Origin of the sequence: Acetobacter pasteurianus, from assembly GCF_009914215.2 — a bacterium.
In the GTDB taxonomy this organism is placed as follows: Bacteria; Pseudomonadota; Alphaproteobacteria; order Acetobacterales; family Acetobacteraceae; genus Acetobacter; species Acetobacter pasteurianus.
This window is the reverse complement of record NZ_CP039846.2, coordinates 372,980-399,414: the sequence shown is the minus strand read 5'-3', so window position 1 is coordinate 399,414 and position 26,435 is coordinate 372,980. Positions and strand designations below refer to the sequence as shown.

The 26,435-nt window shown below is 57.0% G+C and carries 24 protein-coding genes; 10 read left to right on the top strand and 14 right to left on the bottom strand.

Annotation, left to right across the window (positions count from 1 at the left end; all coding sequences use genetic code 11):
* Window position 1: 1 nt before the first annotated feature.
* Window positions 2-1,093, bottom strand: coding sequence for an NADH:flavin oxidoreductase/NADH oxidase (locus tag FCN51_RS15295; protein ID WP_160256282.1), 1,092 nt, complete (start codon window positions 1,091-1,093; stop codon window positions 2-4).
* 96 nt (window positions 1,094-1,189) lie between these two features.
* Between FCN51_RS15295 and FCN51_RS15290 the strand changes: the two genes are divergently transcribed.
* Window positions 1,190-1,522, top strand: coding sequence for an ArsR/SmtB family transcription factor (locus FCN51_RS15290; RefSeq protein ID WP_124305844.1), 333 nt, complete (start codon window positions 1,190-1,192; stop codon window positions 1,520-1,522).
* A gap of 15 nt (window positions 1,523-1,537) precedes the next feature.
* Here the strand turns inward: FCN51_RS15290 and FCN51_RS15285 are convergent, their stop codons facing one another.
* From FCN51_RS15285 to argH, 7 genes are all read right to left on the bottom strand, one after another.
* Window positions 1,538-2,521, bottom strand: a complete 984-nt coding sequence (locus FCN51_RS15285) for a zinc-dependent alcohol dehydrogenase family protein (RefSeq protein ID WP_160256281.1) — start codon at window positions 2,519-2,521, stop codon at window positions 1,538-1,540.
* 112 nt (window positions 2,522-2,633) lie between these two features.
* The gene (locus FCN51_RS15280; RefSeq protein WP_003627278.1) at window positions 2,634-3,368 is read right to left on the bottom strand and encodes a trypsin-like serine peptidase; all 735 of its coding nucleotides are present in this window, start codon (window positions 3,366-3,368) and stop codon (window positions 2,634-2,636) included.
* A 16-nt stretch (window positions 3,369-3,384) separates the two neighbouring features.
* On the bottom strand, window positions 3,385-4,371 hold the full coding sequence (gene galE, locus FCN51_RS15275) for a UDP-glucose 4-epimerase GalE (protein WP_160256280.1): 987 nt from the start codon (window positions 4,369-4,371) through the stop codon (window positions 3,385-3,387).
* Between the two features lie 91 nt (window positions 4,372-4,462).
* Window positions 4,463-7,264, bottom strand: a complete 2,802-nt coding sequence (locus FCN51_RS15270; protein WP_160256279.1) for a DUF4175 domain-containing protein — start codon at window positions 7,262-7,264, stop codon at window positions 4,463-4,465.
* Complete coding sequence (gene lysA / locus FCN51_RS15265; RefSeq protein WP_160256278.1) at window positions 7,261-8,604, bottom strand: diaminopimelate decarboxylase; 1,344 nt, start codon at window positions 8,602-8,604, stop codon at window positions 7,261-7,263. Before lysA ends, FCN51_RS15270 begins: the two co-directional genes overlap by 4 nt.
* A gap of 111 nt (window positions 8,605-8,715) precedes the next feature.
* Window positions 8,716-8,859 (bottom strand): hypothetical protein, encoded by a 144-nt coding sequence (locus tag FCN51_RS15260; protein WP_003625141.1) that lies wholly within the window; start codon window positions 8,857-8,859, stop codon window positions 8,716-8,718.
* Between the two features lie 4 nt (window positions 8,860-8,863).
* Window positions 8,864-10,312, bottom strand: coding sequence for an argininosuccinate lyase (argH, locus tag FCN51_RS15255; RefSeq protein WP_160256277.1), 1,449 nt, complete (start codon window positions 10,310-10,312; stop codon window positions 8,864-8,866).
* A gap of 239 nt (window positions 10,313-10,551) precedes the next feature.
* Here argH and FCN51_RS15250 point away from each other — a divergent pair, with 239 nt between their 5' ends.
* From FCN51_RS15250 to FCN51_RS15225, 6 genes are all read left to right on the top strand, one after another.
* Window positions 10,552-10,872 carry a hypothetical protein gene (locus tag FCN51_RS15250; RefSeq protein WP_160256276.1) on the top strand — a complete coding sequence of 107 codons (321 nt, stop codon included), beginning with the start codon at window positions 10,552-10,554 and terminating at the stop codon, window positions 10,870-10,872.
* A 101-nt stretch (window positions 10,873-10,973) separates the two neighbouring features.
* Complete coding sequence (locus FCN51_RS15245; protein ID WP_124295237.1) at window positions 10,974-11,753, top strand: N-formylglutamate amidohydrolase; 780 nt, start codon at window positions 10,974-10,976, stop codon at window positions 11,751-11,753.
* Window positions 11,750-12,616 (top strand): shikimate dehydrogenase, encoded by an 867-nt coding sequence (locus FCN51_RS15240; RefSeq protein ID WP_160256275.1) that lies wholly within the window; start codon window positions 11,750-11,752, stop codon window positions 12,614-12,616. Before FCN51_RS15245 ends, FCN51_RS15240 begins: the two co-directional genes overlap by 4 nt.
* 16 nt (window positions 12,617-12,632) lie before the next feature.
* Window positions 12,633-13,220, top strand: a complete 588-nt coding sequence (gene coaE / locus FCN51_RS15235; protein ID WP_160256274.1) for a dephospho-CoA kinase — start codon at window positions 12,633-12,635, stop codon at window positions 13,218-13,220.
* Complete coding sequence (dnaQ, locus tag FCN51_RS15230; protein WP_003625152.1) at window positions 13,217-13,891, top strand: DNA polymerase III subunit epsilon; 675 nt, start codon at window positions 13,217-13,219, stop codon at window positions 13,889-13,891. Before coaE ends, dnaQ begins: the two co-directional genes overlap by 4 nt.
* A 159-nt stretch (window positions 13,892-14,050) precedes the next feature.
* Window positions 14,051-14,569 carry a hypothetical protein gene (locus FCN51_RS15225; protein WP_012812746.1) on the top strand — a complete coding sequence of 173 codons (519 nt, stop codon included), beginning with the start codon at window positions 14,051-14,053 and terminating at the stop codon, window positions 14,567-14,569.
* 25 nt (window positions 14,570-14,594) lie between these two features.
* Here FCN51_RS15225 and FCN51_RS15220 read toward each other — a convergent pair whose 3' ends face one another.
* The 6 genes from FCN51_RS15220 to purM all read right to left on the bottom strand — a co-directional run bounded on the left by FCN51_RS15220 (window position 14,595) and on the right by purM (window position 21,423).
* The gene (locus FCN51_RS15220; protein ID WP_160256273.1) at window positions 14,595-15,704 is read right to left on the bottom strand and encodes a glycosyltransferase family 4 protein; all 1,110 of its coding nucleotides are present in this window, start codon (window positions 15,702-15,704) and stop codon (window positions 14,595-14,597) included.
* A 9-nt stretch (window positions 15,705-15,713) separates the two neighbouring features.
* On the bottom strand, window positions 15,714-17,501 hold the full coding sequence (locus FCN51_RS15215; protein ID WP_160256272.1) for a heparinase II/III family protein: 1,788 nt from the start codon (window positions 17,499-17,501) through the stop codon (window positions 15,714-15,716).
* A gap of 100 nt (window positions 17,502-17,601) precedes the next feature.
* Complete coding sequence (rpe, locus tag FCN51_RS15210) at window positions 17,602-18,279, bottom strand: ribulose-phosphate 3-epimerase (protein ID WP_124295243.1); 678 nt, start codon at window positions 18,277-18,279, stop codon at window positions 17,602-17,604.
* Between the two features lie 73 nt (window positions 18,280-18,352).
* A complete protein-coding gene (locus FCN51_RS15205) occupies window positions 18,353-19,675 on the bottom strand; it encodes an RsmB/NOP family class I SAM-dependent RNA methyltransferase (protein WP_160256271.1) in 1,323 nt (440 codons plus the stop codon).
* A gap of 66 nt (window positions 19,676-19,741) precedes the next feature.
* A complete protein-coding gene (gene purN / locus FCN51_RS15200; protein ID WP_160256270.1) occupies window positions 19,742-20,344 on the bottom strand; it encodes a phosphoribosylglycinamide formyltransferase in 603 nt (200 codons plus the stop codon).
* Window positions 20,341-21,423: a phosphoribosylformylglycinamidine cyclo-ligase gene (gene purM, locus FCN51_RS15195; protein ID WP_003625164.1), complete on the bottom strand. Its 1,083-nt coding sequence runs from the start codon at window positions 21,421-21,423 to the stop codon at window positions 20,341-20,343. Before purM ends, purN begins: the two co-directional genes overlap by 4 nt.
* Before the next feature lie 111 nt (window positions 21,424-21,534).
* Here purM and FCN51_RS15190 point away from each other — a divergent pair, with 111 nt between their 5' ends.
* The 3 genes from FCN51_RS15190 to FCN51_RS15180 all read left to right on the top strand — a co-directional run bounded on the left by FCN51_RS15190 (window position 21,535) and on the right by FCN51_RS15180 (window position 26,337).
* Window positions 21,535-22,302, top strand: coding sequence for a P-loop NTPase family protein (locus FCN51_RS15190; protein ID WP_003625165.1), 768 nt, complete (start codon window positions 21,535-21,537; stop codon window positions 22,300-22,302).
* Between the two features lie 161 nt (window positions 22,303-22,463).
* Window positions 22,464-24,749, top strand: coding sequence for an RNA degradosome polyphosphate kinase (locus FCN51_RS15185; RefSeq protein WP_003625169.1), 2,286 nt, complete (start codon window positions 22,464-22,466; stop codon window positions 24,747-24,749).
* A gap of 97 nt (window positions 24,750-24,846) precedes the next feature.
* A complete protein-coding gene (locus FCN51_RS15180; protein ID WP_160256269.1) occupies window positions 24,847-26,337 on the top strand; it encodes a Ppx/GppA family phosphatase in 1,491 nt (496 codons plus the stop codon).
* Window positions 26,338-26,435: the final 98 nt, after the last annotated feature.

Below are 26,435 nucleotides of genomic sequence, written 5' to 3'. Positions count from 1 at the left end.
GTTACTGATAACGCGCCAGCCACCACCCGTAAGAAGGTGGCAGAACTTTTCCAGCATCTTTCACGTGCAAAGTGCGTGCGGCTTCATACGGCCAGTGCGGGTTGGCAAGTAAGGGGCGGCCAAGCGTTGCCAGATCCAGCGCACCTGTGCGGATCAGCGCATCAGCCTGTCGACCTTCGCTAATGTACCATGAGGTTGTAACAGGCAGCGCAGCTTCCTGTTTTACGCGCTGGGCATACGGGGCCATAAACCCGGCACCCCATGGAATATTGGCGGTGGGGGTGGAAAACCCGATGCTGACATCCAGAAAATCCAGCCCCACATCTTTCATTTTCTGAACAAGGGCAATGGATTCCGCCAGTGTCTGTTCATCCTGCCCGTCAAATTCAATCACGCCAAAGCGGGCAGAAAGAGGCAGGTTTTCAGGCCATACGGCACGCACGGCTTCCAGCGTTTCCAGCAAAAAGCGACCACGGTTTTCAGCAGATCCACCATACTGATCCGTGCGTTTGTTGGAATGGGTGGACCAGAAACTTTGTGCCAGATAACCGTGGGCAAAATGCAGCATCAGCCATTTAAAACCAGCATCTCGCGCACGTTCTGCGGCACGCACAAAATCGGCTTTTACACGGGCAATGTCATCCAATGTCATTTCCGTGGGCACGCGGGGCAGGTTAGCCCCAAATGCTACGGGAGAGGGTGCAATGGGTTGCCATCCTGCCGGGTCTGATTCCGGAATATGGTCATCACCTTCCCACGGCACGTGTGCGCTGGCTTTGCGGCCTGCATGGGCAAGCTGGATGCCGGGCACTGCGCCTGCTTTGCTTATAGCCGCTGTAATGGGGGCAAAGGCAGCAGCCTGCTCATCATTCCATAAACCAAGGCAGCCAGGGGTAATGCGCCCTTCGGGGGAAACGGCTGTGGCTTCCACCACAACAAGCGAAGCACCGCCACGGGCCAGTGTGGGGTAATGCACGCTGTGCCAATCATTCGGCACGCCTTCTTGCGCTGTGTATTGGCACATGGGGCCAACCACAATACGGTTGCGTAAGGTAATATCTTTAAGGGTATAAGTATCAAACAGTGTCGGCATGCGTAGTCTCCGTTACGGATCAGGTCTGCACGACCATTAGTTCGACTATAATCGAACTAATCATGTAGGCAAGAGTTAAGGGCTCAAGCGCAACCCATGAAGCAGTATGATCATCCTGCCCCCGAGGAGTTTCAACTAGCCGGCATTCTGCACGCGCTGGCAGACCCTTTTCGGCTTTCTGTTGTGCAAAAGCTGATGCAGAAGCAGCCTCAGGCCTGTGCGCCATTGCAAGATGGGCGGCCCAAATCTTCCATCTCGCACCATTTTGCAGTGCTGCGTAAATCTGGTGTGTTGCGCACGGAAGTTGTGGGTGTGACACATATGAACAGCCTGCGTTTGCAGGATATGGAAGCGCGCTTTCCTGGCCTGCTGGCAGCTATTCTGGCCGCTGCGGAGCAAGAGGAAAAGTCTGCTCCGCAGCCAGCCTGATATATTGATCTTGGCTTAGGGCACCAGCACGGCAGCACCATCAAACCGCCCATGCCGTAAATCATCCAGCGCCTTGTTAGCGTCCTTTAGGGCATATGTGGTTGTGGTGGTGTGGATGCCAATTTTGGGCGCGATGGACAGAAAATCCAATCCATCCTGACGGGTGAGATTGGCAACGGAAACAATTTCACGTTCTTCCCACAAGATATCGTAAGAAAAAGCAGGTATTTCGCTCATATGGATACCTGCGCACACCACGCGCCCGCCTTTACGCAGGGTTTGTAAGGCTGCCGGCACCAAGGCGCCTACAGGTGCAAAAATAATGGTGGCATCCAGTTGTTCTGGCGGCAGTTCGTCAGAACCTCCGGCCCATGTTGCCCCTAACTCACGCGCAAAAGCTTGGGTTTTTGCATCACCGGGGCGAGTAAAAGCGTAAACCTGCTTTTTCTGCCAGACCAGAACCTGCGCAATAATATGGGCCGCAGCACCAAAGCCATATAGCCCCACTTTTTGCGCGTTTCCAGTTTTTACCAAGGAACGCCAGCCAATAAGCCCGGCACACAAGAGCGGCGCTACTTCTACGTCCGATCCTTCTTCCCCTAGTGGGAAGGCAAAACGGGCATCGGCTACGGCCATTGTGGCGTAGCCGCCATCTCGCGTGTAACCGGTAAATACAGGATGGTCACACAGGTTTTCATGATGATCGCTGCAATAAAAGCAGTGCCCGCATGTGTGCCCAAGCCACGGAATACCTACGCGCTGCCCAACAGACAAGGAGGTAACGCCAGAGCCAATTTGGTCAATCCGCCCGACAATTTCGTGGCCGGGAATAATGGGCAGCTTGGGGTGTGTAAGGTCTCCATCCACCACGTGCAAATCTGTGCGGCATACACCGCAGGCCAGCACTTTTACCCGAATTTCACCGGGGCCGGGCACCGGGTCTGGCACTTCCTCCCATTGCAGGGGTGTTTTGGGCTGGTGCAGACGCATGGCAAACATGGAGGTTTCCTTTCTGCGGTATCAAACCTTGGTATTTCTACCAGAACGAAGCCTACCCTGCGCAGGGGAATATGGGCTGTCTTTGATCTGTCGCAGTTTAAGGGCGTGTTTTTTAGTTCTGGCTTAAAAGGGGCACGGCGCGGCCTCCAGCACCATTGGTGAATGCCTGAACCTGCACACCAATAACATGCCATCCAATCTGATCATGAAACAGTAAAGGTGCGCCGCTGCTGCCATGTGTGCCAGCGCAATTATGCACGAGCATGGGGTTTCCGCCACCATCTTGAGTAATGCTTAAAAAATGGCAGTTCTGATCAGCCGTGATGATATCTGGCTGATTTTGCTCATACCCGCCCAATACAACAGGCATTCCGGGTGTAAGGGCCTGTTGGGGCGTATTAATATGAAAAACCTCATCCGGTTTGGCGATGGCATGGTCCAGAATAAGCGTGGCATGGTCTAACCCGCCGCTATTGCTTTCCTGATCCGTTCTGTAACCGGGGGGAATAATAATTTGCACGGCACGGGCATGGGCCATGTAATGGTCCCCCGTATAGGCGCGTAAAAAATGCACGCTTTCAGGCTGCACAAACCCGCGCACATGGCTCAGCCACAGGCAGTGCCCGGCCGTTTCCACCACGTTGGGCGCAATCAGAAAACCGGTGCACCGGCTACCAAGTTCTGTTTGCACGCGGCCTACGGCAGACCAAGGCGGCTGCGTGGCATCCACTCTTTGGCGTGGGTCATGTAGCCCCACACCAGCCAGATGCGTGCGATAAGCTGGGCCTTCAGCCAAGGCTGCATGGCCTGTAAAGGTGGCCTGCATGGCAGCGGCAAATGCCACCATGCAGGAAAAAAGAAGGTTACGCGCCATAGCCCTGTGGGTGGTTTTTGCGCCAGTTGAAGGCTGTTTCCACAATCCGATCAATATCCGTAAACTCTGGTGCCCAACCGGTTGCTTCCATCAGGCGGGCAGGGCTGGCAACCAGACTGGCCGGATCACCCGCACGGCGTGGGCCTGCCTGCCAAGGCACTTCCAGATTGCTTACGCGGCCAACGGCATCAATAATTTCACGGTTGGAATTGCCGCGCCCTGTGCCAACGTTAAACACCACGCTTTTATTATTCAGCAATGGCAGTACGGCCAAATGTGCACGTGCCAGATCTGTAACATGCACATAGTCACGTATGCAGGTGCCATCTGGCGTGGGGTAATCTTCACCAAACAGGGTAAGGGCAGGGCGGCGTTTTAGGGCGGCATCAATGACCAGCGGGATCAGATGCGTTTCGGGGCGGTGATCTTCCCCCGCACGGCCAGCAGGATCAGCCCCGGCAGCGTTGAAGTAGCGCAGGCACGCACTTTTTAGACCATGAATTTTGTCGGCCCAGTACAGGGCGCGTTCCACCATATATTTGCTCTCACCGTAAGGGGAGCCGGGGTTGATGGGGGCGTCCTCGTTAATCGGGCCTTCTCCGGCGGAACCAAACAGATTGGCGGTGGAGGAAAAGACAAAGCGTTTTACACCATGGCGCACACAGGCATCAATCAGACCAAAACCGTAACCTGCATTGGCTGTCATGTACATCATGGGGTTCTGCATGCTTTCCCCCACCAAGGAGAGCGCTGCAAAATGCAAAATACCATCCCACAGGCCGGAGGAAAGAACTTTATCCAGACAGGCAATGTCTGAAATATCACCTTGCACAAAAGTGGCCTGATCCGGCACGGCAGCGCGGTGGCCAGTGCGCAGGTTGTCCAGCACAACAACGTCATGCCCATCATCCAGCAGGGCAAGAACAACGTGGCTGCCAACATACCCAGCGCCACCGGTTACCAGAAAACGTGCCATACTCTCTTTTTGCTCCGTGCAATGTAATTCAAAGTCTTACCCGGCACTCTTGCAGATAAGTTGGGTAGAATGAGTGTGCCTGATTTATGTTTCAGAATGGTTTGAGCAAACGGTCAAGGTAATCCAGTTCCTGCTGCGGGCGAGTACGGTCTGAATCTCGCCGCCTCAGTTCCTGCTCAATTTCTCTGGCGCGCTGGCGGGCCACGTTATCTGGAATGTGGGTGGAATCATCTTCGGTCTGATCCTTGCCTTCACCCAGCTTGCGGCCCAGCGGATCGCGCTTGCCGCCCTGTTGGTCTTCTTCCTCCTGATTTTCTGAGGAATCAGACGGTGTGCCAGAACCATTCTGTCCATCGGATGCATTGCCAGAACCAGAAGATCCATCAGACGGGCTGCCAAGAGCAGGCAAAAAGCTGGGAATGCTGTTTTTGCCATTGCCCTTAACCGCATCCTGCATTTGCTGGCGGGTTTTGCGCAGGGCTTCCAATGCTTTTTCTTCCGCATTGGCGGCAGCGGCATCATCCCCATCGGCCAGTGCCTTGCGGGCATCCTGCATGCTTTTGCGGGCTTCATCAAAAGCGCTGGGGATTTTGCCTGTAAGATCCTTGAATTCGTCTTTCAGCTCATCCAGCGCATGTTCCAGCGCATGCTGCATGGCGCGTTCATTGCGGCGCGCCGCTGCCTGAGCCTCTGCTTTGGCAGGGTCGGGCATGGCTGGTGGTGTTTCGGGCTGCGTGGGCGGAGGGGGGGGCGCAGCCGGTGCGTTTTCCGAACCCGGTGGCATGGGCAGGCCTAAACGGCGCAACAGTTCGGATGTTGGCATGTTGGCGTAATCGGCCTCACCATCACCATCGTCTGCCAGATCACTCTGCTTTTGGGCCTGCGCTTTCAGGTTTTCATCAAGGCGAGATTGCGCATGATCCAACAGGGCGGTTTGTTTGCTGGCCAGATCATGCAGGGCGGCTGCCTGTTCACGCATTTTCTGTTGCGCCATCATCTGCTGGGCAAGGTTTGCCATATCCTGCGGCGTTGCGTTGCGCATGCGCTCGGTAGCGTTTTCCATATCCTGCAAACGCTTGAGCGCTTCATCCGCATGGCCATTGGAGGCATCGGATTGCAACTGGCGCATCAGGCGGGAAAAAGCCTGATTACCCGTGCTGGTAAAGCCCGGAAGATCGGGAATAACCGTATGATCTTTCATGGCCTGATTGGCCAGTGCCTGCATTTTACGGCTGATGGCACTTTGCAGGGTTTTTAGCCTGTCTTCCAGTTCCTGCTGGGCCTGTTGCCCTTGCTGTCCATCCTGATGCATGTGCTGGAGCTGCTGTGCCACGGCGGCTTGGGCCGCACGCACATCGATAGATGCCTGAGCACTGGCATCATCTCCGTTGCGGCGGTCTTCTATATCCAGCGCCAGATCCCACAGCAGGTTTGTGGCGCCCGTGCGGGCTGTGGCGGTGTCTGTCAGACTGTCATCCAGCATCGCCACCACGCTGCTGAGTGCGAGCAACATGCCGGTATGTTCACGCACAGGGCCGGGGGCATCGGCCAGTGCTTCCAGATCCGATGCCGCATCCTGCCGGCTTTCCTGCCCCAGAGCGAAGCGTTTGCGTACATCCAGCAAAGCACGGGCAATAGGGGAATGAAAGGTGCGTGCGCCCATGCGGAATGTGGCAGAAGCGCTTTTGCCTTCATGCCCACTGACAGAGGTTGCAACCACGCGGCCGATTACGGCTTCACCCGCCCACGGATCTTCCGACAGATCAGGGCTGATAGCGCCTTTTACAGATTTGGGGTGCCCAACAAGTGGCAGGGGAATGGTAAGCACGCGTTCCGGCCCATGTTTGGCATGTGCCAGATGCAATTCCACTTTAAGGGACGCCAAACCATAGGCATGGCTGGCCTCATACGGCAGAAGTGTGCGCCATTTTTCCTTACGGGGAGAGCCGGGGTTAGGACCCCATTTCACGTTAGGGTCTGCATCCGGCAGAACGGTGATAGGCCATTGCGCCAATGTGCGGCCACGGCCTGTAAGGCGTACGGTGCCAGAATGTTCCAACACCACATCCAGCTTCCAACTATGGGTATCCAGCTTATGGCGTGTGGCATCATGCAGCACCATGTCACCCTGTTCCCGCAAGGTGGGGTGGGAGGCCATGCCTGTAACAATAGCGGTAAGGTGCGCCCCTTGCGGTGTTTGGGGCGGTGTTTTGAGATTACCCAGAAAAATCGGAGCATCCGGCGCATAAGCTGGTGGGGTTATCCATGCCTCTACACGTGGGAAGGGCACATCAGGATCATCCCGCCCCGGAATAAATCCGGCAAGAATACGCCCCGGCGCGGAGGAGCCCGCAAGCCCGGCTGTGCCAGCAAGGGCTGCAACCAATATCCAAGCGCTTATCTGCCGCACGCGGCCTTGTGGCCAAAGGCGTGGCCAACCTGCCCGCAACGCGCCGAGTGATGCCAGAATGCGCTGTTGATGCGCTTGCCATAAGGTGCTGGAACTTTGCGAGGCTGTGCCTGCAGGGTGGTCCGTTAGCGTAGCAAGGGGGCGATTGTGAAGGCCCGATGCCTGTTCAATCCGCCGGTCAACCTCGCTGGAGGTAGGGGGCGTAAGGTTTTCAATATCCTTGTGCAGCCGCCAGCCACATAAGCTCAGCCAGCTTGCCACCAGCAGCAGCCGTACACCATCTGGTAGGTGCTGAGGAATGCGCAGCAAAGATGCCACGCAGTAAATGCCCAGCAGGGCAAGAGCAGGCTGTAGCGCAGGCCACAGCCTTTCTATCCGCAAAACAATGGCGGCGTGGCGGCGTGCGGTGGCAAGGCGCTCCGCCAGCGCTCCATCCTCAGCGGTGGAGGCGGTCAGGGATTGGTGCAGACCGCCTTGGTTCATGTGGCTTTGGCAAGGTGGGAGGGCACAGTTTCATCCTGCCACAGTTCTTCAACACTCTGCCTTTGGCGTATCACCTGCCACTGGCCATCTTCAACCAGAACTTCTGCGGCAAGCGGGCGGCTGTTGTAAGTGGAGCTCATAACCGCACCATACGCGCCTGTATCCAGCAGGGCTATACGTGCATTGCGTGCCAGTGGAGGCAAAAGCCTGTCCCGCGCAAAGGTATCTCCACTTTCGCACACAGGGCCAACCACATGGGCCAGAGAAACAGGCTGGCTAAATGCCTGCGGTGCCAGCGGCAGAATGCCATGCCACGCATCATACATGCTGGGGCGCAGCAGCTCGTTCATGGCGGCATCCAGCACAAGGAAGGGCACATCCATGCCCTGTTCCTTACGCAGGATCACGCTGCTCAACAACACACCAGCCGGGCCAATGGGCCAGCGGCCTGGCTCAATTGCCAGCTTTACGCCCAGATCACCCAGTTCTGCCTTAATGGCGCCCGCAAGGGCTTCGGGCTGACCTTCAGTTTCATTGCGGTAGCAAATGCCAAGTCCGCCGCCACAATCCACAACGCTTACGGCATTGCCTGCGGCGCGCACGGTACGCACCAGTTCCGCCACGCGGGCATAGGCCGCACGATAAGGGGTTGTGGTTAAAATCTGGCTGCCAATATGCGTGGCAAACCCAACAGGGCGCACACCGGGGAGGGTGAACGCATGGGCATACAGTGCTGCAGCATCCTGAAACGGAATACCAAATTTGTTGGCGGCCAACCCGGTTGTAATTTTGGCGTGGGTTTTGGCATCCACATCCGGGTTTACGCGCAGTGTAATGGTGGCCTGCTTGCCCAGCTTGGTGGCAATAGCTGAAATAGCTTCCAGCTCTTCAGCACTTTCCACGTTAATCTGGCCAATGCCGTGGCTGATAGCCTGCTCCAGTTCGGCATCTGTTTTGCCAACGCCAGAAAACACAATGCGGTCTGCCGGAATGCCCGCCTTTAAGGCGCGCGCCAGTTCACCACCGCTAACAATATCCGCCCCAAACCCTTCCTGACCGATCAGGGTAAGAATGGCCAGATGGTCGTTGGCTTTCACGGCATAGTGGATGGAAACATCCAGCCCGGCATTTCTCATGGCTGTGTGCATGCGCCGCATACGTGCGCGCAGCGTGCCAGCCCCCAATACCCAGCAAGGCGTGCCAACAGAATCAGCTATGGCGTTCAGGGCCACGCCTTCCAGCATCAGCCCACAGGTGGGGTCAACCGTAAGCTGTGGGTGCGTTTGTAACAGTTCTGCCAGTGTTGGGTCGGCATCGGTATAAGCAGGTGTTTCGGCCATGAGGCGTAAAGGCCCTGATTGCAAAAAAGGAGCAGGAGACCACGCCAAGAAAAACTCGGCATGGCTGGTTACGGAGTGCGGTCTTAAACCAATATGGTGCGCATCTTGGCCTTATTCATTCGGCGGATACATGCGCGGATAGGTGATTTGATTTTGCGGGCCGGGCTGGTGCGGCGTGCCCTTTTTGCCGCAGGCTGCCAGCGGCAGAAACAGGATGGTAGCCAGCGCAAGGCCAAAAATCAGGCGGTAATTCATGGTTTTACTGCCCCGCTGCGGTGGGTTCTGCACCCAGAGCTTTCAGCCAGCGCTGGGCCTGCGCACTGACATTGCCCGGTGCGGTGCCGCCTTCGCTGGTGCGTGAGGCAATAGAGGCATCTACGCTGAGAACCGAATAGATATCATCCGTAATGCCGGGTTCTTCTGCCTGCATTTCCTGCAATGTCAGATCTGCCAGACCCACGCCTTTTTCCTCGGCTTTAGCAACCAGACGACCAGTGACGTGGTGCGCGGTGCGGAAGGGCACTTTCAGCACCCGCACCAGCCAGTCCGCAATATCGGTAGCGGTGGAGTAGCCAGAACCTGCCAGCGCACGCATCTGGGTGGTGTTGGCTGTCATATCCCGCACCATGCCATCACACGCAGCAAGGGAGAGAGCAGCAGCATCCGTGGCTTCAAATACGGGTTCTTTATCTTCCTGCATATCCTTGGCGTAGGCCAACGGCAGGCCTTTCATCACCGTTAGCAGGCTAACAAGGCTGCCGGTAATGCGGCCGGTTTTGGCGCGTACCAGTTCTGCCGCATCCGGGTTGCGCTTTTGCGGCATGATGGAAGAGCCGGTGGTGAACGCATCTGAAAGGCGGATGAAGGAGAAAGGTGAGGAGCACCAGATGACTATTTCTTCCGCCATGCGGGAAAGGTGCATGGCCATGATGGACAGCGCAGAAAGATATTCCAGCGCAAAATCACGGTCGGATACGGAATCCAGAGAGTTGGCTGTGGGGCGGTCAAAATGCAGCAGTTCGGCGGTCATCTTCCGGTCAATGGGGAAGGATGTGCCAGCCAGCGCGGCAGAACCCAGCGGGCATTCGTTCAGGCGCTTGCGTGTGTCTGCCAGACGGCCCCGGTCACGCGCCAGCATTTCCACATACGCCATCAGGTGGTGGCCGAATGTTACGGGCTGTGCGGTTTGCAGGTGGGTAAAGCCCGGCATGGGGGTGGCGGCGTGTTCCTCTGCCCGGCGGGCGAGGGAGCGCATAAGGGCGGCAACCTGCTGGTCCAGCCCATCAATGGCATCACGCACCCACAGGCGGAAATCTGTTGCAACCTGATCATTGCGGGAGCGGGCGGTGTGCAGGCGCTTTCCGGCCTCACCAATCCGGTCAGACAGGCGGGCTTCGATATTCATGTGAATATCTTCCAGCGCTTCGGAAAAGGGGAAGTTGCCAGCCGCAATTTCCTGCCCGATTTCTGTTAGCCCCTTGCGGATGGTGGCTTCATCATCCTTGGAGATAATGCCCACATGCGCCAGCATGGCGGCATGGGCGAGGGAGCCAGCAATATCCTGCTTCCACATCACCTTATCAAAGCCGATGGAGGCATTGATGGCCTGCATGATCTCAGAAGGGCCACCGGCAAACCGCCCGCCCCACTGGACATTGGCGTTTTTCTGGTTTTCCGTTTCCGTGCTGTTCTGGCTGTTCAGAGACATTTTAGGCCCTAATTCCGTCCTGCTGCGTAAGATGTGCTCAGGCGTTGGCTTATACTGCCGCGGCGCGGATGCAAAGATGCCACAGTAATGTTGCACGCCCTAGGGCGCAAATGCCGGTTTTGGCAAAGGGCGTGGCAGGGCCGATCCTGCGGCGGGGCTGTTCTGTGCGCTGCGGTGCGGGAAAGGGCTGTGCCCGGCGGCATTTCTCTGCTTAAAAGCAAGTGAAATTCAGGGAGTTCATGAACATGACAACACCACACAAGCTTACAACCTTTGCCGTGATTGATCCCGGCCCGAATGTGCTTTTGGAAGTTATTCGCGCAGAAAGCCCGGTTGTGGCTGTTGAGCGCCTGGAAGGCAAAATGCGTGGGCCAGAATACGTGGCAGCCCGCAGCTACGATGTTGGCGGCGAAGAATCGCTGGATGGCGCAGATCCGGTCTATCTGGTGTACGAACTGGATGATAGCGGGCTGGATGCAGAAGGCCTGACAGGGGAAGATGCAGGGCAGGTACGTGCACAGGCCGATCTGGCTGCTGTTGTGGTATCTTCCGCCAAATAAGTTTTCAAACCCGAACAAAAGTGTTCTGCGGCATGGCGGAAAGGTAGGGTGTTGTCCTGCTTTTTTGGCACCATGCCGCGCAATGCAGGAGGTGGAAAGGCATGTCTGTTGATCAGGTGCTGATGGCAGAAAGTTTTGTGGTGCATGGCCGGGATGAAGGTGGCCCCTTTGTGTTGGTAAGTGACCATGCAGGCCGTGCCATTCCGCCTGAACTGGGTGATCTGGGGCTAAGTGCGCAGGAACGTGCGCGCCATATCGGCTGGGATATCGGCATAGATGGCGTAGGCCGCAAACTGGCTGACCTGCTGCCTGCTGTGTTGATTGAGCAGGTTTATTCCCGCTTGGTGATAGATTGTAACCGCGCCCCCGGCCACCCAACCTCCATTGTGCAGGTAAGTGATGGCACAACAGTGCCGCGCAACCAGAATATCTCGGCGCAGGATCGGGCATGGCGGGAGCAGACAATTCTGCACCCTTATCACGCCCGTATCCGGCAGGAACTGGATGCCCATGTGGCCGCTGGCCGCCAGACGGTGGTTGTGGCGCTACACAGTTTTACGCCATCCATGCACGGTAAACAGCGCCCGTGGCATGCAGGACTTTTGCATAATCATGATTCCCGGCTGGCCCGTATCATGATTGCTCTTTTGCAAAAGGATGGCTTGGTGGTGGGGGATAACGAACCCTATGCCCTTACAGATACATCAGATTACACCATCCCTCAGCATGGTGAGCAGCGTGAACTGCCGCATATTGAAATTGAAATTCGGCAGGATCTGATAGCCGATGATGCTGGGCAGACCGAATGGGCAAACCGTCTGGCCCGCTTGCTGCCACAGGCATGGCAGCAGTTTTGTGAACAGTATGGAGAAAACGCATGACCGCCACAGATACAGCCAAGCCGCAGATTATTACGGGCAAGGCCAAGCTGGCGGGTGTTCTGGGCTGGCCCGTTGCACATTCGCGCTCTCCCGTGCTGCACAATTACTGGTTACGGCGGCATGGTGTGGATGGCGCTTATGTGCCACTGCCGGTTGAGCCAGATGCGTTTGTAGCAGCCGTTCTGGGCCTACAGGCTGCGGGTTTTCGGGGCGCGAATGTGACCATTCCGCACAAGGAAGCCGCCTTTAAAATTGCCGATGTGCTGGACCATTCCGCCCAGCGTGCAGGTGCCGTGAACACACTTGTGTTTGAAGATGACGGCAAAATTCACGGTTACTCAACCGATGGCGCAGGGTTTGTAGCCAGCATGGAAGCCGCAGGCTTTAACCCGCCCAAACAGGCGCAGGCTCTGCTGCTGGGTGCTGGCGGCGCTGCGCGATCCGTGGCTGCTGCGTTGCAGGATTGTGGCCTGCGTGTTGCCGTGACCAATCGCACCCAAGGGCGGGCGGAAGAACTGGCAAAAGCCCTGCCGGGGCTGGATGTGGTGCCGTGGAATGTGTGGGAAGAACGCCTTGGCGCGTTTAGCCTGCTGGTCAACACCACGTCTTTGGGTATGGAAGGTGGCCCGGATGCTGGGTTCCGGCCTTCCTTGGCGCATGCGGCCAAGGAACTGGTGGTGGCAGATATTGTGTATGTGCCCCGCGTAACACCTTTGTTGGCAGAAGCTCAGTCTGCTGGTCTGCGCACTTTGGGTGGGCTTGGCATGCTGCTGCATCAGGCACGGCTGGGTTTTGAAAAATGGTATGGCGTGAACCCGGAAGTGGATGCCGCAACGGAAGCTTTTGTGCAGGAAAGTTTCTAAGGGTTACAGCAAGGGCATGAAAATTCTGGGCCTTACCGGCGGTATGGGCATGGGCAAAAGCACCGTGGCCACATTGTTGCAGCGTGCGGGCTTGCCGGTGTTTGATGCCGATGCCGAAGTGCGCCGACTGCAGTCAGATCATGGGGCCGCTTTGCCTGCCATAGCGCAACTAGTGCCGCATGCTGTGCAAAACGGGCACTTGGATAGAGCCGTATTGCGGCAAGCTGTGATAAAACAACCGACGTTGCTGAAAAAACTGGAACACATCATCCACCCCATGGTGCGGGCTGCGCGTGCGCAGTTTTTACGCACGCAACGCTTGCAGGGCGCGCGCTGCGTGGTGCTGGATATTCCGCTGCTATATGAAACAGGCGCTCAGCGTGAGTGTGATGATGTGCTGGTGGTATCTGCCCCACATTGGGTACAGGCGCGGCGCGTGGCCAAAAGGCGGGGCATGCCACCGGCTGAGGCGTGCAAGCTGATAGCCCGGCAAATGCCAGATGCCCAACGTGTGCGCCAGGCAGGCAAGGTTATCCGCACTGGCGGCAGTATGCGAGAAACAGAACGGCAGGTACGCCAGTTCATCAGGAGCCTGAGGGTATGAAAAGATCCATTCTGTTTGATACGGAAACCACAGGGCTGGATCCGGCCACGGGTGATAGGGTGATTGAAATTGCAGCCCTTGAACTGGTGGGTGACCTGCCAACCGGGCGGAACTTTCACACGCTGATAGACCCTGAGCGCGATGTGCCGGAGGAGGCTTCCCGCGTGCATGGCTTCACGCGGGCGGATCTGGAAGGCAAACCCAAATTTGCCGAAATTGCGGATGATTTTCTGGCCTTTGTGGGGGATGACCCCCTTATTGCGCACAATGCCCGGTTTGACTTTGGCTTTATGAATGCAGAGCTGAAACGCGCTGGCAAGAAAACGCTGGGGCTGGACCGTATGGTGGATACGCTGGATATGGCGCGCGAGCGCTTTCCCGGCATGCCCAACAGTTTGGATGCCCTGTGCCGCCGCTTTGGCGTAGATCTTTCTGCCCGAACCACCCATAACGCGCTGCTGGACTGCAAACTGCTGGCCGATGTGTATGTGGAACTTATGGGCGGCCGCCAGCATGGGCTGGGGCTGATGGCGGAAGATGGGCAACTGCCTTCTGTCATGTATGAAGGCCCCGTGAACCGCAAGGCTGTGCGTGTGCAGCCAACGGCAGAAGAACTGGCAGCGCATGCGGCATTTGTTGCGGGTTTGAAAGAGCCTATCTGGGAGCTCTGACCGCACATTCAAACCGTGTCGTCAATTCTTGCGAAAAGGGCTTTGCAGGGGCGGGTGGGTATGCCATCCTTGATTCTACAAAACGTGACGAAATGTACAAAAATGTTTTGTCAGCCGTTTCCACCGCTTTTCACGCAACGGAAAAGGTAAGTTGTTTCAATGAATTCGGGGAGCCCTTTGATGCGTTCTGCATCCCGCCATTTTGCTGCTGCCTTGGCGCTGTGCGGAGCATGGTTCATGCCTGCGGGCGCAGAAACCATGCTCGGCCCGGTTACGGCAACAGTTACATTTAATACGCGTTCGGCGGATCTGGGCGTAGGATATACATGGGGCCGGGGTGTGCTGACATATGGCGGCCGCCAGTATCCGTTCGAAATCAAGGGGGCTTCCGCCATTGCTGTTGGGTATTCCTCTGGCCACAGTGTGGGCAAGGTATACAACCTCCAGCGTATCGAAGATTTTGAAGGTACGTTCTGGGCACTTTCGGGTGAGGCTACAGTTGGCCGAGGCGTTGGTGGCCTGCTGATGGAAAATAATGATGGCGTGCGCATCCGGCTGGATGAATGTCGTTCAGGTGGGCGTATTGCGGCATCGCCTTCCCGCCTGACAATTCATTTGCTGAATAAGGTCGGCACCCCTGTTGCAACCGCACCGGTTGATCAGAAATCCGCCCACTAAATACACGCCCCTCGCGCCTGATGGCTTAATGTGTCAGCAGGCGCGTGGTGGTTTGTAGAATTGTTTTTTCATCAAACAGGCGCAAGGCGCGTTTAAGCCCGGCATCGCCCATACGCTGGCGTAAGGCCGGGTTTTGCACCAGCGTTGTAAGGGCTTTTGCCAGTTCTGCCGTGGTGCCGGGCGGCACAAGCAGCCCTGTTTCATGCGGCACAACCTGCTCGCGCGAGCCCCGAATATTGGTGGCCACAACCGGCAGGCCGCACAGCATGGCCTCAATAATAGACATGGGCAGGCCTTCAAAATGGCTGGGCAGCACAAAAATGTCCGCTGCCGCCAGTAAGGCCGGAATATTTGCCCGATAACCAAGGCATTTTAGCCGTGGGCCAAGTACAGCACGTGCTTTGGTAAGGTATTCATCCATATTGGCACCATGGTCCGATGCCAGTCTTTCCCCCACAATCCATAATTCTGCATCTGGCACCTGTTCCATAGCGGCCAGAAGTTCTGGATACCCTTTGTGGCGGACAAGGCGAGAGACCACAATAATGACCGGTGTTGGCGCTGGTGTGCCTAGTTCTGTGCGGATACGGGTTCTGGCTTGCGCATCTGGGTGAAAGCGAGCCGGGTCTCGCCCATTGCCGATGGCAACCGGGTGGGAGTGAATATGCAGGCGTTTTGCATCCTGCGCTTCTTCACGGCTGACAGTTAGGTACACATCAGTTATGCGTCCGCACAGAACTTCCAGCACCAATGCCAACCCGCGCCGAAGGCGGGAGCCGGGCTGATTGAACAAAAAGCCGTGGCACGTATAGGCAATGCGCGGCACACCGCACAACTTGGCTGCCACACGCGCCAGAATGCCGCTAATTGGCATATGTGCGTGCACAAGATCCGGCTTTTCTTTTTTTATAAGCCGAACAAGCGCCCAAAAGGCCCGTAGCTGCGCGGGTATGGAAAATGAACGCGCAAAGGGCAGTGTTTCAACTCGAAACCCTTCGCTTCTGGGCTGTTGAAGCAAAGGACCATCTGCACAAACGCCTATGACTTCGTGTCCTTCTGCCCGTAGCTCCTGCATAAGAGGCAGTAAAAAATGGGTAAGTGAAAAATCGACGTTTGTAATTTCCAGAATTTTCACGTCAGCCCATTACGCGTTCTTGAGGGAGAGCGACCAGCGAATAGGTGGTTTGCTTGGGGCCTGCGGCACAGGTGGTGGTGGCAGCAAGGTGTTTTCCAAACCGTGCGCCTCAGGGGTGGAAGGATCAGCCAATAGGCCAGAACCAACTTCTGGCACCGCGGGCATCTGCTCTTCCGGCATATCGGGGGCGGGGGCTAATTCGGCTTCTTCTTCCGGCGCAATTTCGGGAGAAGAGTGTACATCTTCATCGCTCTGATCAGGCTGCGCTGGGGTAAGCACGAATTGCCGCGTGGGCTCACATTTTCCCTGCCCCAGATAAACGCTTTCTTCTATTTCAATGTGCGCGTCAGACCAGAAAAACCATGTTTCTTCCGGCGTGTGCAGCAGGTAGCCATCTTCTTCCTGCTCAATGCTCACATCAGGGTGCAGGTGGAAGCGGATGCAAAGCGGCACCGGAATACTCACATCTTCCAGCTTCTCAATGCCCTGCAAAAGCGTGCCGTCTTTATCCAGATAAATCTTGCGAGAATACAGGCCCCCACCTTGGGGCTTGTAGCCATCATGCGTCATGCTCAGGCAATGCATGCCATCCTGCACGGATGTCTGGCGTGTGACCTGTGGTTTTTGAGAAATACCGCCATCGGCATCAAAGCGCATGGGGGTAAGGTCTGCCAGTTCCAGAACAGAATGTGCAGCCGGGTAACGCAAGGCTTCTGCCCAACCGCGCTGGATGCTGCTGCCGCAATTTACAATCAGCCGTTGCCTGCCGGATGAAAACTCAAAGGACAACATGCCCGCATGTGCGCTGCCATCATACCCCGCAGGGGCGGCAGAGGCAGCATCGGCAATCAGCAGGGCGCGCCCGTTGTTCAGGCGTGCAAAGCCAGATTCAGGCAGGCCAGCCGCCACAACGCGGGTGCGGGATGCACGGCTCAGCACGTGTTCGATAAACTGGGGGTTTTGTTCACAACTGCCATTAAACAGGGCCAGCCCGCCATCTCCATGCCGCATGGCGCGCAGGGCCGGGGCGCTGCGGTTGGCGGCATCCAGCACACTGGTGGGCAATGGCACGCGGGCAACCTGCAGAATATACAGCATTTCCGCCAGTTCGCGCACGCACTGCAACAGGTCTTCCGGGCAGCGGGTAATGTGGCCGCCATCGGGCAAAATCTGTTGGCTAATGGCGGTATCAATCAGGCGCAGATAACGGGTTAGAAATTCTGGATAATCGGGCAGGGAAACCGCAACAGCCAGCAACCCCTTAAGGGCCGTAAGGGCACGCCAGCCTTTGGCTTCCTCTGGCATGAGCGCCATGATGGAGCGGGCTTCCATAATCAGCGATGCCATAAGCTGCTGGCGGAAAGAATCATCTGCCGATGCAGCAAAAAACTCGTAACAGCCCAGCCAAGCCGCCAAGCGGGCGCCAGTTATGGATGGGTCTGAAATAGGCCGTTCTGCCGGGGTTTGCTCCATCCACTGCGCCACCAGTGTACGGGCCTTAATGCGGGCAGATTCAGCGCCTAGCTCCCGCAGATCCTGCAGCCACGTAAAACCCTGCAACCAACGGCGATAGGCCCCTGGCCATTGTGGGTTATCCCATTCCCCTTCAATCAGAGGGCGTTGGGTGCCTTCAAAAAGTGTCTGGTTGCGAACAAGCTGTTCACCCCCAGCAGCGTTTCCGGACCACAGATCCCGCAAAGCAACGGCAGGGGCTGCCGGCACGCGGGCAAACCCTCCCAAAGGGTTGCGCATGGCATAGGCAAGGCGGGCTCCGCGGGTCCAGCGACGCAGGGGCATTGGAAGTTCAGAACTCCATCAAGGCAGGTGCAGAAAAAAGTTAAGATCGGTTTATGGCAGAATATTCATGCAAGGAATGACTTATTTGCCGGATGTGGCTTTATTTTGGCTTGGCAACATGTGGGCGCAAGGCAGCAATGGCGGCTGCATAGTCCTTTTTGCCATATACGGCGCTTCCGGCAATCAGCACATCGGCGCCGGCTTCTATGGCCAGTGGGGCGGTTGAGGCGTCTATACCGCCATCCACAGCCAGCCGGATATCGCGCCCGCTTTGGGTAATCATATCCCGAATGCGCCGGATTTTGGGAAGCTGGCTGGACAGGAACTTCTGCCCGCCAAATCCGGGGTTAACAGTCATCACCAGAATAATGTCCACCAAGTCCAACACTTCACTAATGGCTTCTGGCGGTGTGGCGGGGCATAGCACAATGCCCGGCTTGGCCCCTAAATCTCGAATGCGCTGTAAGGAACGGTGGGTATGCGGCCCGGCTTCAATGTGGATTAAAATCTGATCTGCCCCGGCTTGTGCAAAAGCTTCCAGATACGGGTCCACCGGTGCAATCATCAGGTGCACATCAAATGGCAGATCAGAGCAGGGGCGCAGCGCCTTAACCACCGCAGGGCCGAACGAAATGTTGGGCACAAAATGCCCATCCATCACATCCAGATGCACCCAGTCTGCCCCAGCCTGTTTGAGTGCTGAAACTTCTTCTCCCAACCGTGTAAAATCGGCAGCGAGAACACTTGGGGCGATAAGGGGATAAGATACAGGGCGCATACCCTGTTTATCGGCAATCCTACGCCTGTGCGCAACAGTATGTTTGGTCTTTTTTCAAACAGTTTTGCAAATGTTATGGGCGAATAAAGCGTGCGGCAAAAAATCCATCCATGCTGCCTTTGTCTGCCCACATTCCTGGGTGGGTGCGCAGCCAGCCTTCGGGGGTTCTGGCTTCTGGTAGAAAGGCCAGTTCTTCTGGCGTAAATGGGTCTGGCACCAGCCCCATGGCTTCTGCTGCACGTGCGCGGTCTGGCCCTTCTTCCTGCTGCAAGGAGCACACGGCGTAAATCAGCCGGCCACCGGGGCGCAGCATGTTTTTGGCGGCCTCCAGCAAACGGTCTTGCCCGGCGGTGAGTGTTGTTAAATCACGCGGGCGTTTTACCCACAAAACATCCGGGTGGCGGCGTGCTGTGCCTGTGGCGGAGCAAGGGGCATCCAGCAAAATGGCATCAAGCGGAGCATCGGGTTGCCATGTGCCAGCATCAGCTTGCAAGGTGATCACATTGCCAAGGCCCAGACGCGCCAAATTTTCCTTAAGCCGCGCCATGCGGTTGGGGTTGTTCTCAATAGCGGCCACTTGCGCACCGGTGACAGCAAGCTGTGCGGTTTTGCCGCCCGGTGCTGCGCATAAATCTGCGACCTTTTCACCTTCCTTTACATTCAGGAGGCGTGCAGGGAGAGTGGCTGCTGCATCCTGCACCCAAAAAGCGCCTTCTTCATACCCAGCCAGATCAGCAACGCGCGTACCTGCCGGATAACGCACAGACCCGTTGGGCAACACAATGCCTCCCTCTGGGGCCGTGGCGCCGGGGCGTAGGGTAATATCCAGCGGGGCTTCATGGCTGATACCTTCAGCTATAGCGCGGGGCACACCACGGCCTAGCACGCTCCATGAGCTCCATAGCCATGCGGGAATGTTCAGCCGTGCCTGATCCAGCCCTTCCAGCACATTTTGCCCTTCTGCCGCTACCTTGCGCAGCACGGCATTGGCCAGCCCGGCAAATGGGGCCAGCTTGCGTCGACGCAGGAGGGAAACAGTGGTGCCAACAGCCGCATGCGGAGGTGTTTCTAAAAACAGAAGCTGCGCGCAGCCAATCATCAGCGCCACACGTACGGGTTCAGGTGGTTCCTTGCGCAAAAACGGTTCCAGCACAGTGCGCAGCGTGCCCATGTGGCGCAACGTGGCCGCGGCCAAACGGTGCGCTGCGGCTCTGTCTCGCGGTTCGGCCTTATGCACCTCGGCAGAGCGGGAAAGGCTGTTTTCCAGCATGCGCCGGTGTTCCACCACGCCGCACAGAATATCAAAGGCGATATCGCGCGTAGGATCAGGCTGCGGGGGGGCAGGGCGACCTTTTCCACGTTTTGGGGAACGGGGGGCGCGTGCTGGTGTGTTCATAAGACTGTCAGAACCGTTCAGGAAAACAGAAAGGGGAAAAACGCCTTACCCAACAAGCAGGGCGCACTATGCCGGAGCAGAAACAGGGCGTTGAAGCAGAAAGTGGCGGAGCACCTGTGGGTAAAGCTGGTGTTCCTGCCGCAAAACGCGTGCTCCAAGTGTATCTGCGGTATCACCCGGCAGAACAGGCACAGCGGCTTGCCCCAGAATAGGCCCTTCATCCATGCCTTCTGTTACCAGATGCACGGTGCATCCATGCACGCGCACGCCAGCTTGCAGCGCACGTTCATGCGTATGCAGGCCGGGGAACACAGGCAGCAGGCTGGGGTGGATGTTCAACATCCGGCCAGCCCATGCGCCGGTTAAAAATGGCGTAAGCAGGCGCATATAACCCGCAAGGCAGATAGCCTGAGCGCCAGCTTCCGTTAGGGCTGCGTGCACGGCGCGTTCATGCGCCTCACGGTCTTTGCCAAAATCACGATGGTTGATTGCCAGCGTGTGCAGGCCTGCTTTTTTAGCCATTTCCAGCCCCGGTGCATCCGGGTTGTTGCTTAAAACAAGGCAGATACGGGCAGGAAAGGAAGGATCTTCACACGCGCGGATCAAGGCCGTGGCATTGCTGCCCCGGCCACTGATCAAAATGGCAATGGGTGTTTTTTTAACGCTCATGCTGCGCGAAAATCCGGAGTGGCCTGCATTTTTAGGTCAGGCTTGGCTGTGGGGGAGGCTGCTTTGGCAATGTGGCCAATGCGCACGGCCTGTTCACCCATATCATGCAGGCGGGCCAGAACGGCATCGGGTTCTGGAGTAATCAGGATCATGCCGATACCGCAGTTGAACACACGCAGCATTTCTTCTGTATCCACATTGCCGGTGCGGGCCAGCCATTTGAACACAGGTGCCACAGGCCATTCCTGATCAATTACCGCATCCAGGCCATCAGGCAGCACGCGGGGCAGGTTGCCGGGCAGGCCACCGCCGGTAATGTGGGCCGCACCATGCAGCAGGCCCGCTTTATGCAGCGCCAGAACCGGGCGCACATACAGGCGTGTGGGTTCTAAAAATGCTTCACCAAGGGTTTTGCCCGGCGCAAAGGCTGCGGGGTCTGTCCATGCCAGATGGGCGTCTGCAACAATGCGCCGCACCAGAGAGAAGCCGTTGGAATGCACGCCAGAGGATGGCAGCGCAATAAGAGCATCACCTTCTGCAATGCCGGAGGGCAGGAGCGCGCCGCGTTCTGCCGCACCAACGGAAAAACCAGCCAGATCATAGTGTCCATCGGCATACATGCCGGGCATTTCTGCTGTTTCACCGCCTACAAGGGCGCAGCCAGACTGTTCGCACCCGGTGGCAATGCCGCGCACAACCTTGGCGGCGCTGTTTACAGACAGGCGGCCCGTGGCGAAGTAATCCAGAAAGAACAGGGGTTCAGCCCCCTGTACGATCAGATCGTTCACACACATGGCTACCAGATCAATGCCCACGGTTTCGTGCAGGTCATTATCAATGGCCAGTGTCAGCTTGGTGCCTACGCCATCTGTGCAGGAAACAAGCACGGGGTCTTTAAAGCCGGCGGCCTTCAGATCAAACAGTGCGCCAAATCCGCCAAGGCCCCCCATTGTGCCGGGGCGGTCTGTGGCTTTGGCCGCTGGGCGAATGGCATCAACAAGGGCTTCGCCTGCTTCAATGTCCACGCCGGAATCACGGTAAGTGAGGCCGGAGGAAGGGGTGCTAGGTGAAGACGTCATGCGCGTGCTCTTGGTCCGAATGAGAATAAGGGTCGATGTGCGAGGCAGGGTGGGTTAGGATTCCCGCTCGAGGACAGTCTTTACGGCAGGAGAAGCGGCGCGCAAAGCGGCATGACACGGATTGATGAAACAAAAAGCCCCTTAAACGCGCCTTCGGGTGGGCAAAAGCGCCAAAATGAGGCCAACGAGGCAGAACAGATTGCCTTGCCATTTGCGCATCGCCCCCGATTCGGAAGGTCGGACTTTGTGGCAGCACCCTCCAATGCGGCGGCACGGGCATGGGTGTTGGATGCAGAAGCTGCTGCGCGTTGGCCAGAAGGCCGCATGGCCCTATGGGGGGAAAGTGGCACGGGCAAAACGCATCTTCTTTCCATTTGGGCGGGCCGTTATGGCGCTCCCATTATGGAAGGCAGCCGCCTGAACACGCATGAAGCCGCAATGCTGTTTGAGGATGGCGGGTTCCGCGCCGCTGCCTTGGATAATGCCGATAAAGTACCCAATGAGCGTGATCTGCTGCACCTTATCAATTTAGCGCGGGAAAGGCGTGTGGCTTTATTAATGGCCGCGCGCAGGCCCCCCGCACGTTGGCCGGTAGTACTGCCAGATCTGGCAAGCCGCCTGCGGGCCACGGCTTCCGTACCGTTAGGCCCGGCGGAAGAGGGGCTGTTGCACCGTCTTTTGCTGCGGCTGCTGGCTGAACGCCAGATTGTGGTGGGCGCACAGGTTACGGAATGGCTGCTGCGTCGCCTGCCGCGCAGGGCAAGTGCTGTGCGTGATTGTGTGGCCATGCTGGACCAGGCCGCATTAGAATCGGGCGGGCGCATTACACGCGCCTTGGCGGCCAATGTGCTGGAAAGCCTGCTGGCGCGGGAAGAATAATGAATATATTCGCTTCAAACGTGTTGTGATGTTTCAGTTTTATGACATCATTCATCAGAACGATGAGCTGAACTTTTCGCGCCAGCCGTGTTTGCGTAAAGCTTTGCTTGCCCCAAGGCGGGAAACGGGGCGCATGATGCAGCACAAGGAAAGGAAGAAACGTGACGGCGCAGGATAAAAAAGAGCAGGCCCCTGTAAAAGCTCGTTCACCAGCCCGAAAAGCAGCGCCCAGAAAACCTTCTACCCGCCAACCTCGGCAGAGCAGAAAAACGGCAGAGCGGAAGATTACTCTGGAAATGCCAGAACGGTTTATCAACCGCGAGCTATCTTGGCTGGATTTCAACCAACGTGTGGTGGAAGAGGCCGATAACGCCCGCAACCCTCTGCTGGAACGCCTGCGCTTTTTATCTATCAGCGCCAGTAATCTGGATGAGTTCTATTCCGTCCGTGTGGCCGGGCTTGTCGGGCAGGTGCGGGAAGGGCTGACCAAACTTTCCCCCGATGGCCGCACCCCTGCCCAGCAGCTTGAGGCCGTGCGTGAACGCTGCGCCCGCCTACTGCGTGAACAGCAGCGAATTTGGACAGAACTGCGCGGCCTTCTGGCAGAAGCTGGCGTAGAACTGTGTGAGCCAGATGCGCTGACGGATGCTGATAAGGAGCATCTGGCCAAGATATTTATGGACAGGGTGTTCCCGGTTCTCACACCTCTGGCGGTGGACCCGGCACATCCTCTGCCGTTTATCCCCAATATGGGTTTGGCACTGGGTTTGCGCCTGCTTTATGCAGATACGGGGCTGTTCGCCATGAACGCCCTTATTCTGCTGCCCGCGCAGATAGAGCGTTTTATTCGCCTGCCATCTCCCACCCCGGCAACGGATGCCGCAACCCCGCCAAAGGTGCGCTTCTTCCGTCTGGAAGACTTGATTACCCTGTTTATTGACCGTCTGTTTGATGGTCTGGAGGTAGGTGAAAGCGGCGTGCTGCGCGTGGTGCGTGACACCGACGTGGAATTTGAGGACGAGGCGGAAGATCTTGTCCGCTCCTACGAAACAGCATTGAAACGCCGCCGCCGTGGGGTGGTGATCCATCTGGATATGGAAAAGCGGGTGCCGACGGAACTGGCAGAAGCCATTGCCTCGGACCTTGATTTGCCGCCTGATGAAATTGCCGTGCATTCCGGCATGATCGGCGTGGTGGATCTGAAGCAGATGATTGTGGATGATCGGCCAGATCTGCTGTTTCCGCCCTACACCCCGCGCTTTCCTGAACGTATCCGGGATTTTAACGGCGATTGTTTTGCGGCCATTCGCGCCAAAGATCTGCTGGTGCATCATCCGTTTGAAAGCTTTGATGTGGTGGTGCAGTTCCTGCGGCAGGCCGCGCTGGACCCCAACGTAATTGCCATTAAGCAGACGCTGTATCGCACATCGCGCGATTCACCCATTGTAAAAGCGCTGATTGAGGCGGCAGAGGCTGGCAAGTCTGTTACCGCCATGGTGGAATTGCGCGCCCGGTTTGATGAGGAAGCCAATATCCGCCTTTCCCGCGCGCTGGAAGCTGCGGGTGTGCAGGTGGTGTTTGGTTTTGCGGATTTAAAAACCCACGCCAAGCTCAGCCTTGTGGTGCGGCGTGAAGGCGGGCTTGTGCGCTCTTACGCACATTTTGGCACGGGCAATTATCACCCCATTACCGCCCGTATTTATACAGATCTTTCCTTCTTTACGTGTGATCCGGCATTGGCGCGGGATTCCGCACGCCTGTTCAATTACGTAACAGGCTACGCCATGCCTGCGCAGATGGAGAAAATTGCTTTCTCCCCCATCACCATTCGCAGCACGTTGAAGGAACTGATTCAGGAAGAAATTGATCACGTTAAGGCAGGCAAGCCGGGCAGCATCTGGTTGAAGATGAATGCGCTGGTGGACCCGGAACTGATTGATTGCCTGTATAAAGCTTCCTGCGCAGGGGTGAAGATTGTTGGCGTTATCCGCGGCATCTGCTGCCTGCGGCCCGGTGTGCCGGGGCTTTCAGAAAATATCCGCATTAAATCCATTGTCGGGCGCTTTCTGGAACATTCGCGCATTTTTGTGTTTGGTAATGAACATCGCCTGCCATCGCGCTATGCCAAGGTCTTTATTTCCTCGGCAGACTGGATGACGCGCAACATGGATTGGCGTGTGGAAAGCATGGTGCCCATTACTAACCCCACCGTGCACGCGCAGGTTTTGGGCCAGATCATGGTGTCCAACATTCGCGATACCCTACAATCTTGGATGCTGGAACAGAACGGAGAATGGCGGCGCGTAAACCCTGGAAACCGGCCTTTTTCCGCGCATGAGTGGTTTATGACACATCCTTCACTTTCCGGACGCGGCTCCGCCGCGCATGACACACCCATCCGGGCCCCGGCGTCTTTGACTTCTTCACAGGACTTGCTGATAGATTGATGTCTGAAATCATGAGCTTTTTTCTTGCGTCGGGATTATCTCATCCCCGTTGTTCCAAGCTGCACAGCCAGTTTTTGCAAACGGGGAGGGGCTTCTGATGGAGGCTGATCAACCGTGCCGTTCCGCAGTGGTGGATCTTGGCTCCAATTCCGTCAGGCTTGTGGTTTTTGAAGGGCGTTCGCGCAACCCGCTTCCCATTTTCAATGAAAAAGCCGTGCTGCGTTTGGGGCGCGGGCTGACAGAAACCGGGAAGCTGAATGAAGAAGGTGTGGAGATGGCAAAGGAAGTGCTCAGCCGCTTCCACGCCATTGCCCGCGCCATGAAGGCCGATCCGTTTGAAATTCTGGCAACCGCCGCCGTGCGGGATGCCAGCAATGGGCCTGCTTTTGTGCAAACCCTGCGTGAAAGCATGCCCGGTGTGCCCATTCGCATTCTTTCCGGCAAGGAAGAAGCCGATCATTCCGCTATTGGCGTAATGTGTGGTATTCCCGGTGCATCCGGGTTGGTGGCCGATGTGGGCGGAGGCTCTCTGGAGCTTATCCACCTTACGCCGCAGGGGCGGCATGATGCCACAACTCTGCCATTAGGCATGATCCGGCTGGCTGACCGTTCTGGCCGGGATTTGGATAAAGCCAAAAACCTGGCGGATAAGGATATTGGCGGCGTAGAATGGCTGCCAAAAGTAAAAGGCAGCACGCTTTATCTGGTAGGCGGGGCTTTTCGTGCGCTGGCACGGCTCCAGATTGCGCGCACGCAATATCCGCTTAACATCGTACACTATTATACAATGGATGTGCAGGAAGCGCGGGAGATGACGGGCTGGCTGCAAAACAGCTCACGCCGCAGTCTGGAGCGTCTGCCCGGTGCCCCCCGCAAGCGGTTGGATGATACACCTTTTGCCGCCATGGTGTTGCGGCGGCTGATGAAAAAGGTGCAGCCGGATAAAATTGTCTTTTGCGTGGATGGCCTGCGCGAGGGCTGGTACATGCTTAAGGTTGCGCCGGATATTCTGACCCAAAACCCGATGGATGTAGTGGCGCGTGAAATGTGTGCCCGGTTTGGGCGCAGCAATTCACTTCCCTATGCCTTGATGCAGTGGACAGATTTTTTGCGGCCGGAGGAAACGGCAGAAGAAAAATATCTGCGTCATCTGGCGTGTTATCTGTCTGATATCGGTAGCCACGATCACCCGGAATATCGGGCCGAGCAAACGTACTGGCGTATCCTGCGCGTGCAGAGCGGCGGGTTTGATCATCCTTCCCGCGCATGGTTGGCGTTGGCGTTGGCTATCCGCTACGCTGCAGATCAGCAGGCACCTTTTCTGGCAACATCTCGTGCACTGTTGAGTGAACAGGACTGGAAAAGTGCTGTAGTGCTGGGGCTGGCCCTGCGTCTGGCGTATTCTCTCTCGGGTGGTGCAGGGCGGTTGCTGGAAGGCACATCCCTTGAATGGGAGGAAGATGCGCTGGTGCTTATCCTGACATCCGCCCGCGTGGCTGTAAAAGGAGAAAGCGTGCGCCGTGGGCTGGAACGTCTGGGCCAGGCCTTGGGTGTTGCAACACGTTTCGAGATTGAACTGGTCGGCTGATATGCCCTAGACAGGATACAGGTGCGGGGTGGACAACCCCCATCTATCGGGGCACATTACGGTTTATACATCCTGATATGGTGCGGTGGCGCGGTTGC

Excerpts from the sequence above, each read along its gene's own strand:
- FCN51_RS15295 (WP_160256282.1), bottom strand. The coding sequence starts at position 1,093 with ATGCCGACACTGTTTGATACTTATACCCTTAAAGATATTACCTTACGC.
- FCN51_RS15290 (WP_124305844.1), top strand. The coding sequence starts at position 1,190 with ATGAAGCAGTATGATCATCCTGCCCCCGAGGAGTTTCAACTAGCCGGC.
- FCN51_RS15285 (WP_160256281.1), bottom strand. The coding sequence starts at position 2,521 with ATGTTTGCCATGCGTCTGCACCAGCCCAAAACACCCCTGCAATGGGAG.
- FCN51_RS15280 (WP_003627278.1), bottom strand. The coding sequence starts at position 3,368 with ATGGTGGCATTTGCCGCTGCCATGCAGGCCACCTTTACAGGCCATGCA.
- galE (WP_160256280.1), bottom strand. The coding sequence starts at position 4,371 with ATGGCACGTTTTCTGGTAACCGGTGGCGCTGGGTATGTTGGCAGCCAC.
- FCN51_RS15270 (WP_160256279.1), bottom strand. The coding sequence starts at position 7,264 with ATGAACCAAGGCGGTCTGCACCAATCCCTGACCGCCTCCACCGCTGAG.
- lysA (WP_160256278.1), bottom strand. The coding sequence starts at position 8,604 with ATGGCCGAAACACCTGCTTATACCGATGCCGACCCAACACTGGCAGAA.
- FCN51_RS15260 (WP_003625141.1), bottom strand. The coding sequence starts at position 8,859 with ATGAATTACCGCCTGATTTTTGGCCTTGCGCTGGCTACCATCCTGTTT.
- argH (WP_160256277.1), bottom strand. The coding sequence starts at position 10,312 with ATGTCTCTGAACAGCCAGAACAGCACGGAAACGGAAAACCAGAAAAAC.
- FCN51_RS15250 (WP_160256276.1), top strand. The coding sequence starts at position 10,552 with ATGAACATGACAACACCACACAAGCTTACAACCTTTGCCGTGATTGAT.
- FCN51_RS15245 (WP_124295237.1), top strand. The coding sequence starts at position 10,974 with ATGTCTGTTGATCAGGTGCTGATGGCAGAAAGTTTTGTGGTGCATGGC.
- FCN51_RS15240 (WP_160256275.1), top strand. The coding sequence starts at position 11,750 with ATGACCGCCACAGATACAGCCAAGCCGCAGATTATTACGGGCAAGGCC.
- coaE (WP_160256274.1), top strand. The coding sequence starts at position 12,633 with ATGAAAATTCTGGGCCTTACCGGCGGTATGGGCATGGGCAAAAGCACC.
- dnaQ (WP_003625152.1), top strand. The coding sequence starts at position 13,217 with ATGAAAAGATCCATTCTGTTTGATACGGAAACCACAGGGCTGGATCCG.
- FCN51_RS15225 (WP_012812746.1), top strand. The coding sequence starts at position 14,051 with ATGAATTCGGGGAGCCCTTTGATGCGTTCTGCATCCCGCCATTTTGCT.
- FCN51_RS15215 (WP_160256272.1), bottom strand. The coding sequence starts at position 17,501 with ATGCCCCTGCGTCGCTGGACCCGCGGAGCCCGCCTTGCCTATGCCATG.
- rpe (WP_124295243.1), bottom strand. The coding sequence starts at position 18,279 with ATGCGCCCTGTATCTTATCCCCTTATCGCCCCAAGTGTTCTCGCTGCC.
- FCN51_RS15205 (WP_160256271.1), bottom strand. The coding sequence starts at position 19,675 with ATGAACACACCAGCACGCGCCCCCCGTTCCCCAAAACGTGGAAAAGGT.
- purN (WP_160256270.1), bottom strand. The coding sequence starts at position 20,344 with ATGAGCGTTAAAAAAACACCCATTGCCATTTTGATCAGTGGCCGGGGC.
- purM (WP_003625164.1), bottom strand. The coding sequence starts at position 21,423 with ATGACGTCTTCACCTAGCACCCCTTCCTCCGGCCTCACTTACCGTGAT.
- FCN51_RS15190 (WP_003625165.1), top strand. The coding sequence starts at position 21,535 with ATGACACGGATTGATGAAACAAAAAGCCCCTTAAACGCGCCTTCGGGT.
- FCN51_RS15180 (WP_160256269.1), top strand. The coding sequence starts at position 24,847 with ATGGAGGCTGATCAACCGTGCCGTTCCGCAGTGGTGGATCTTGGCTCC.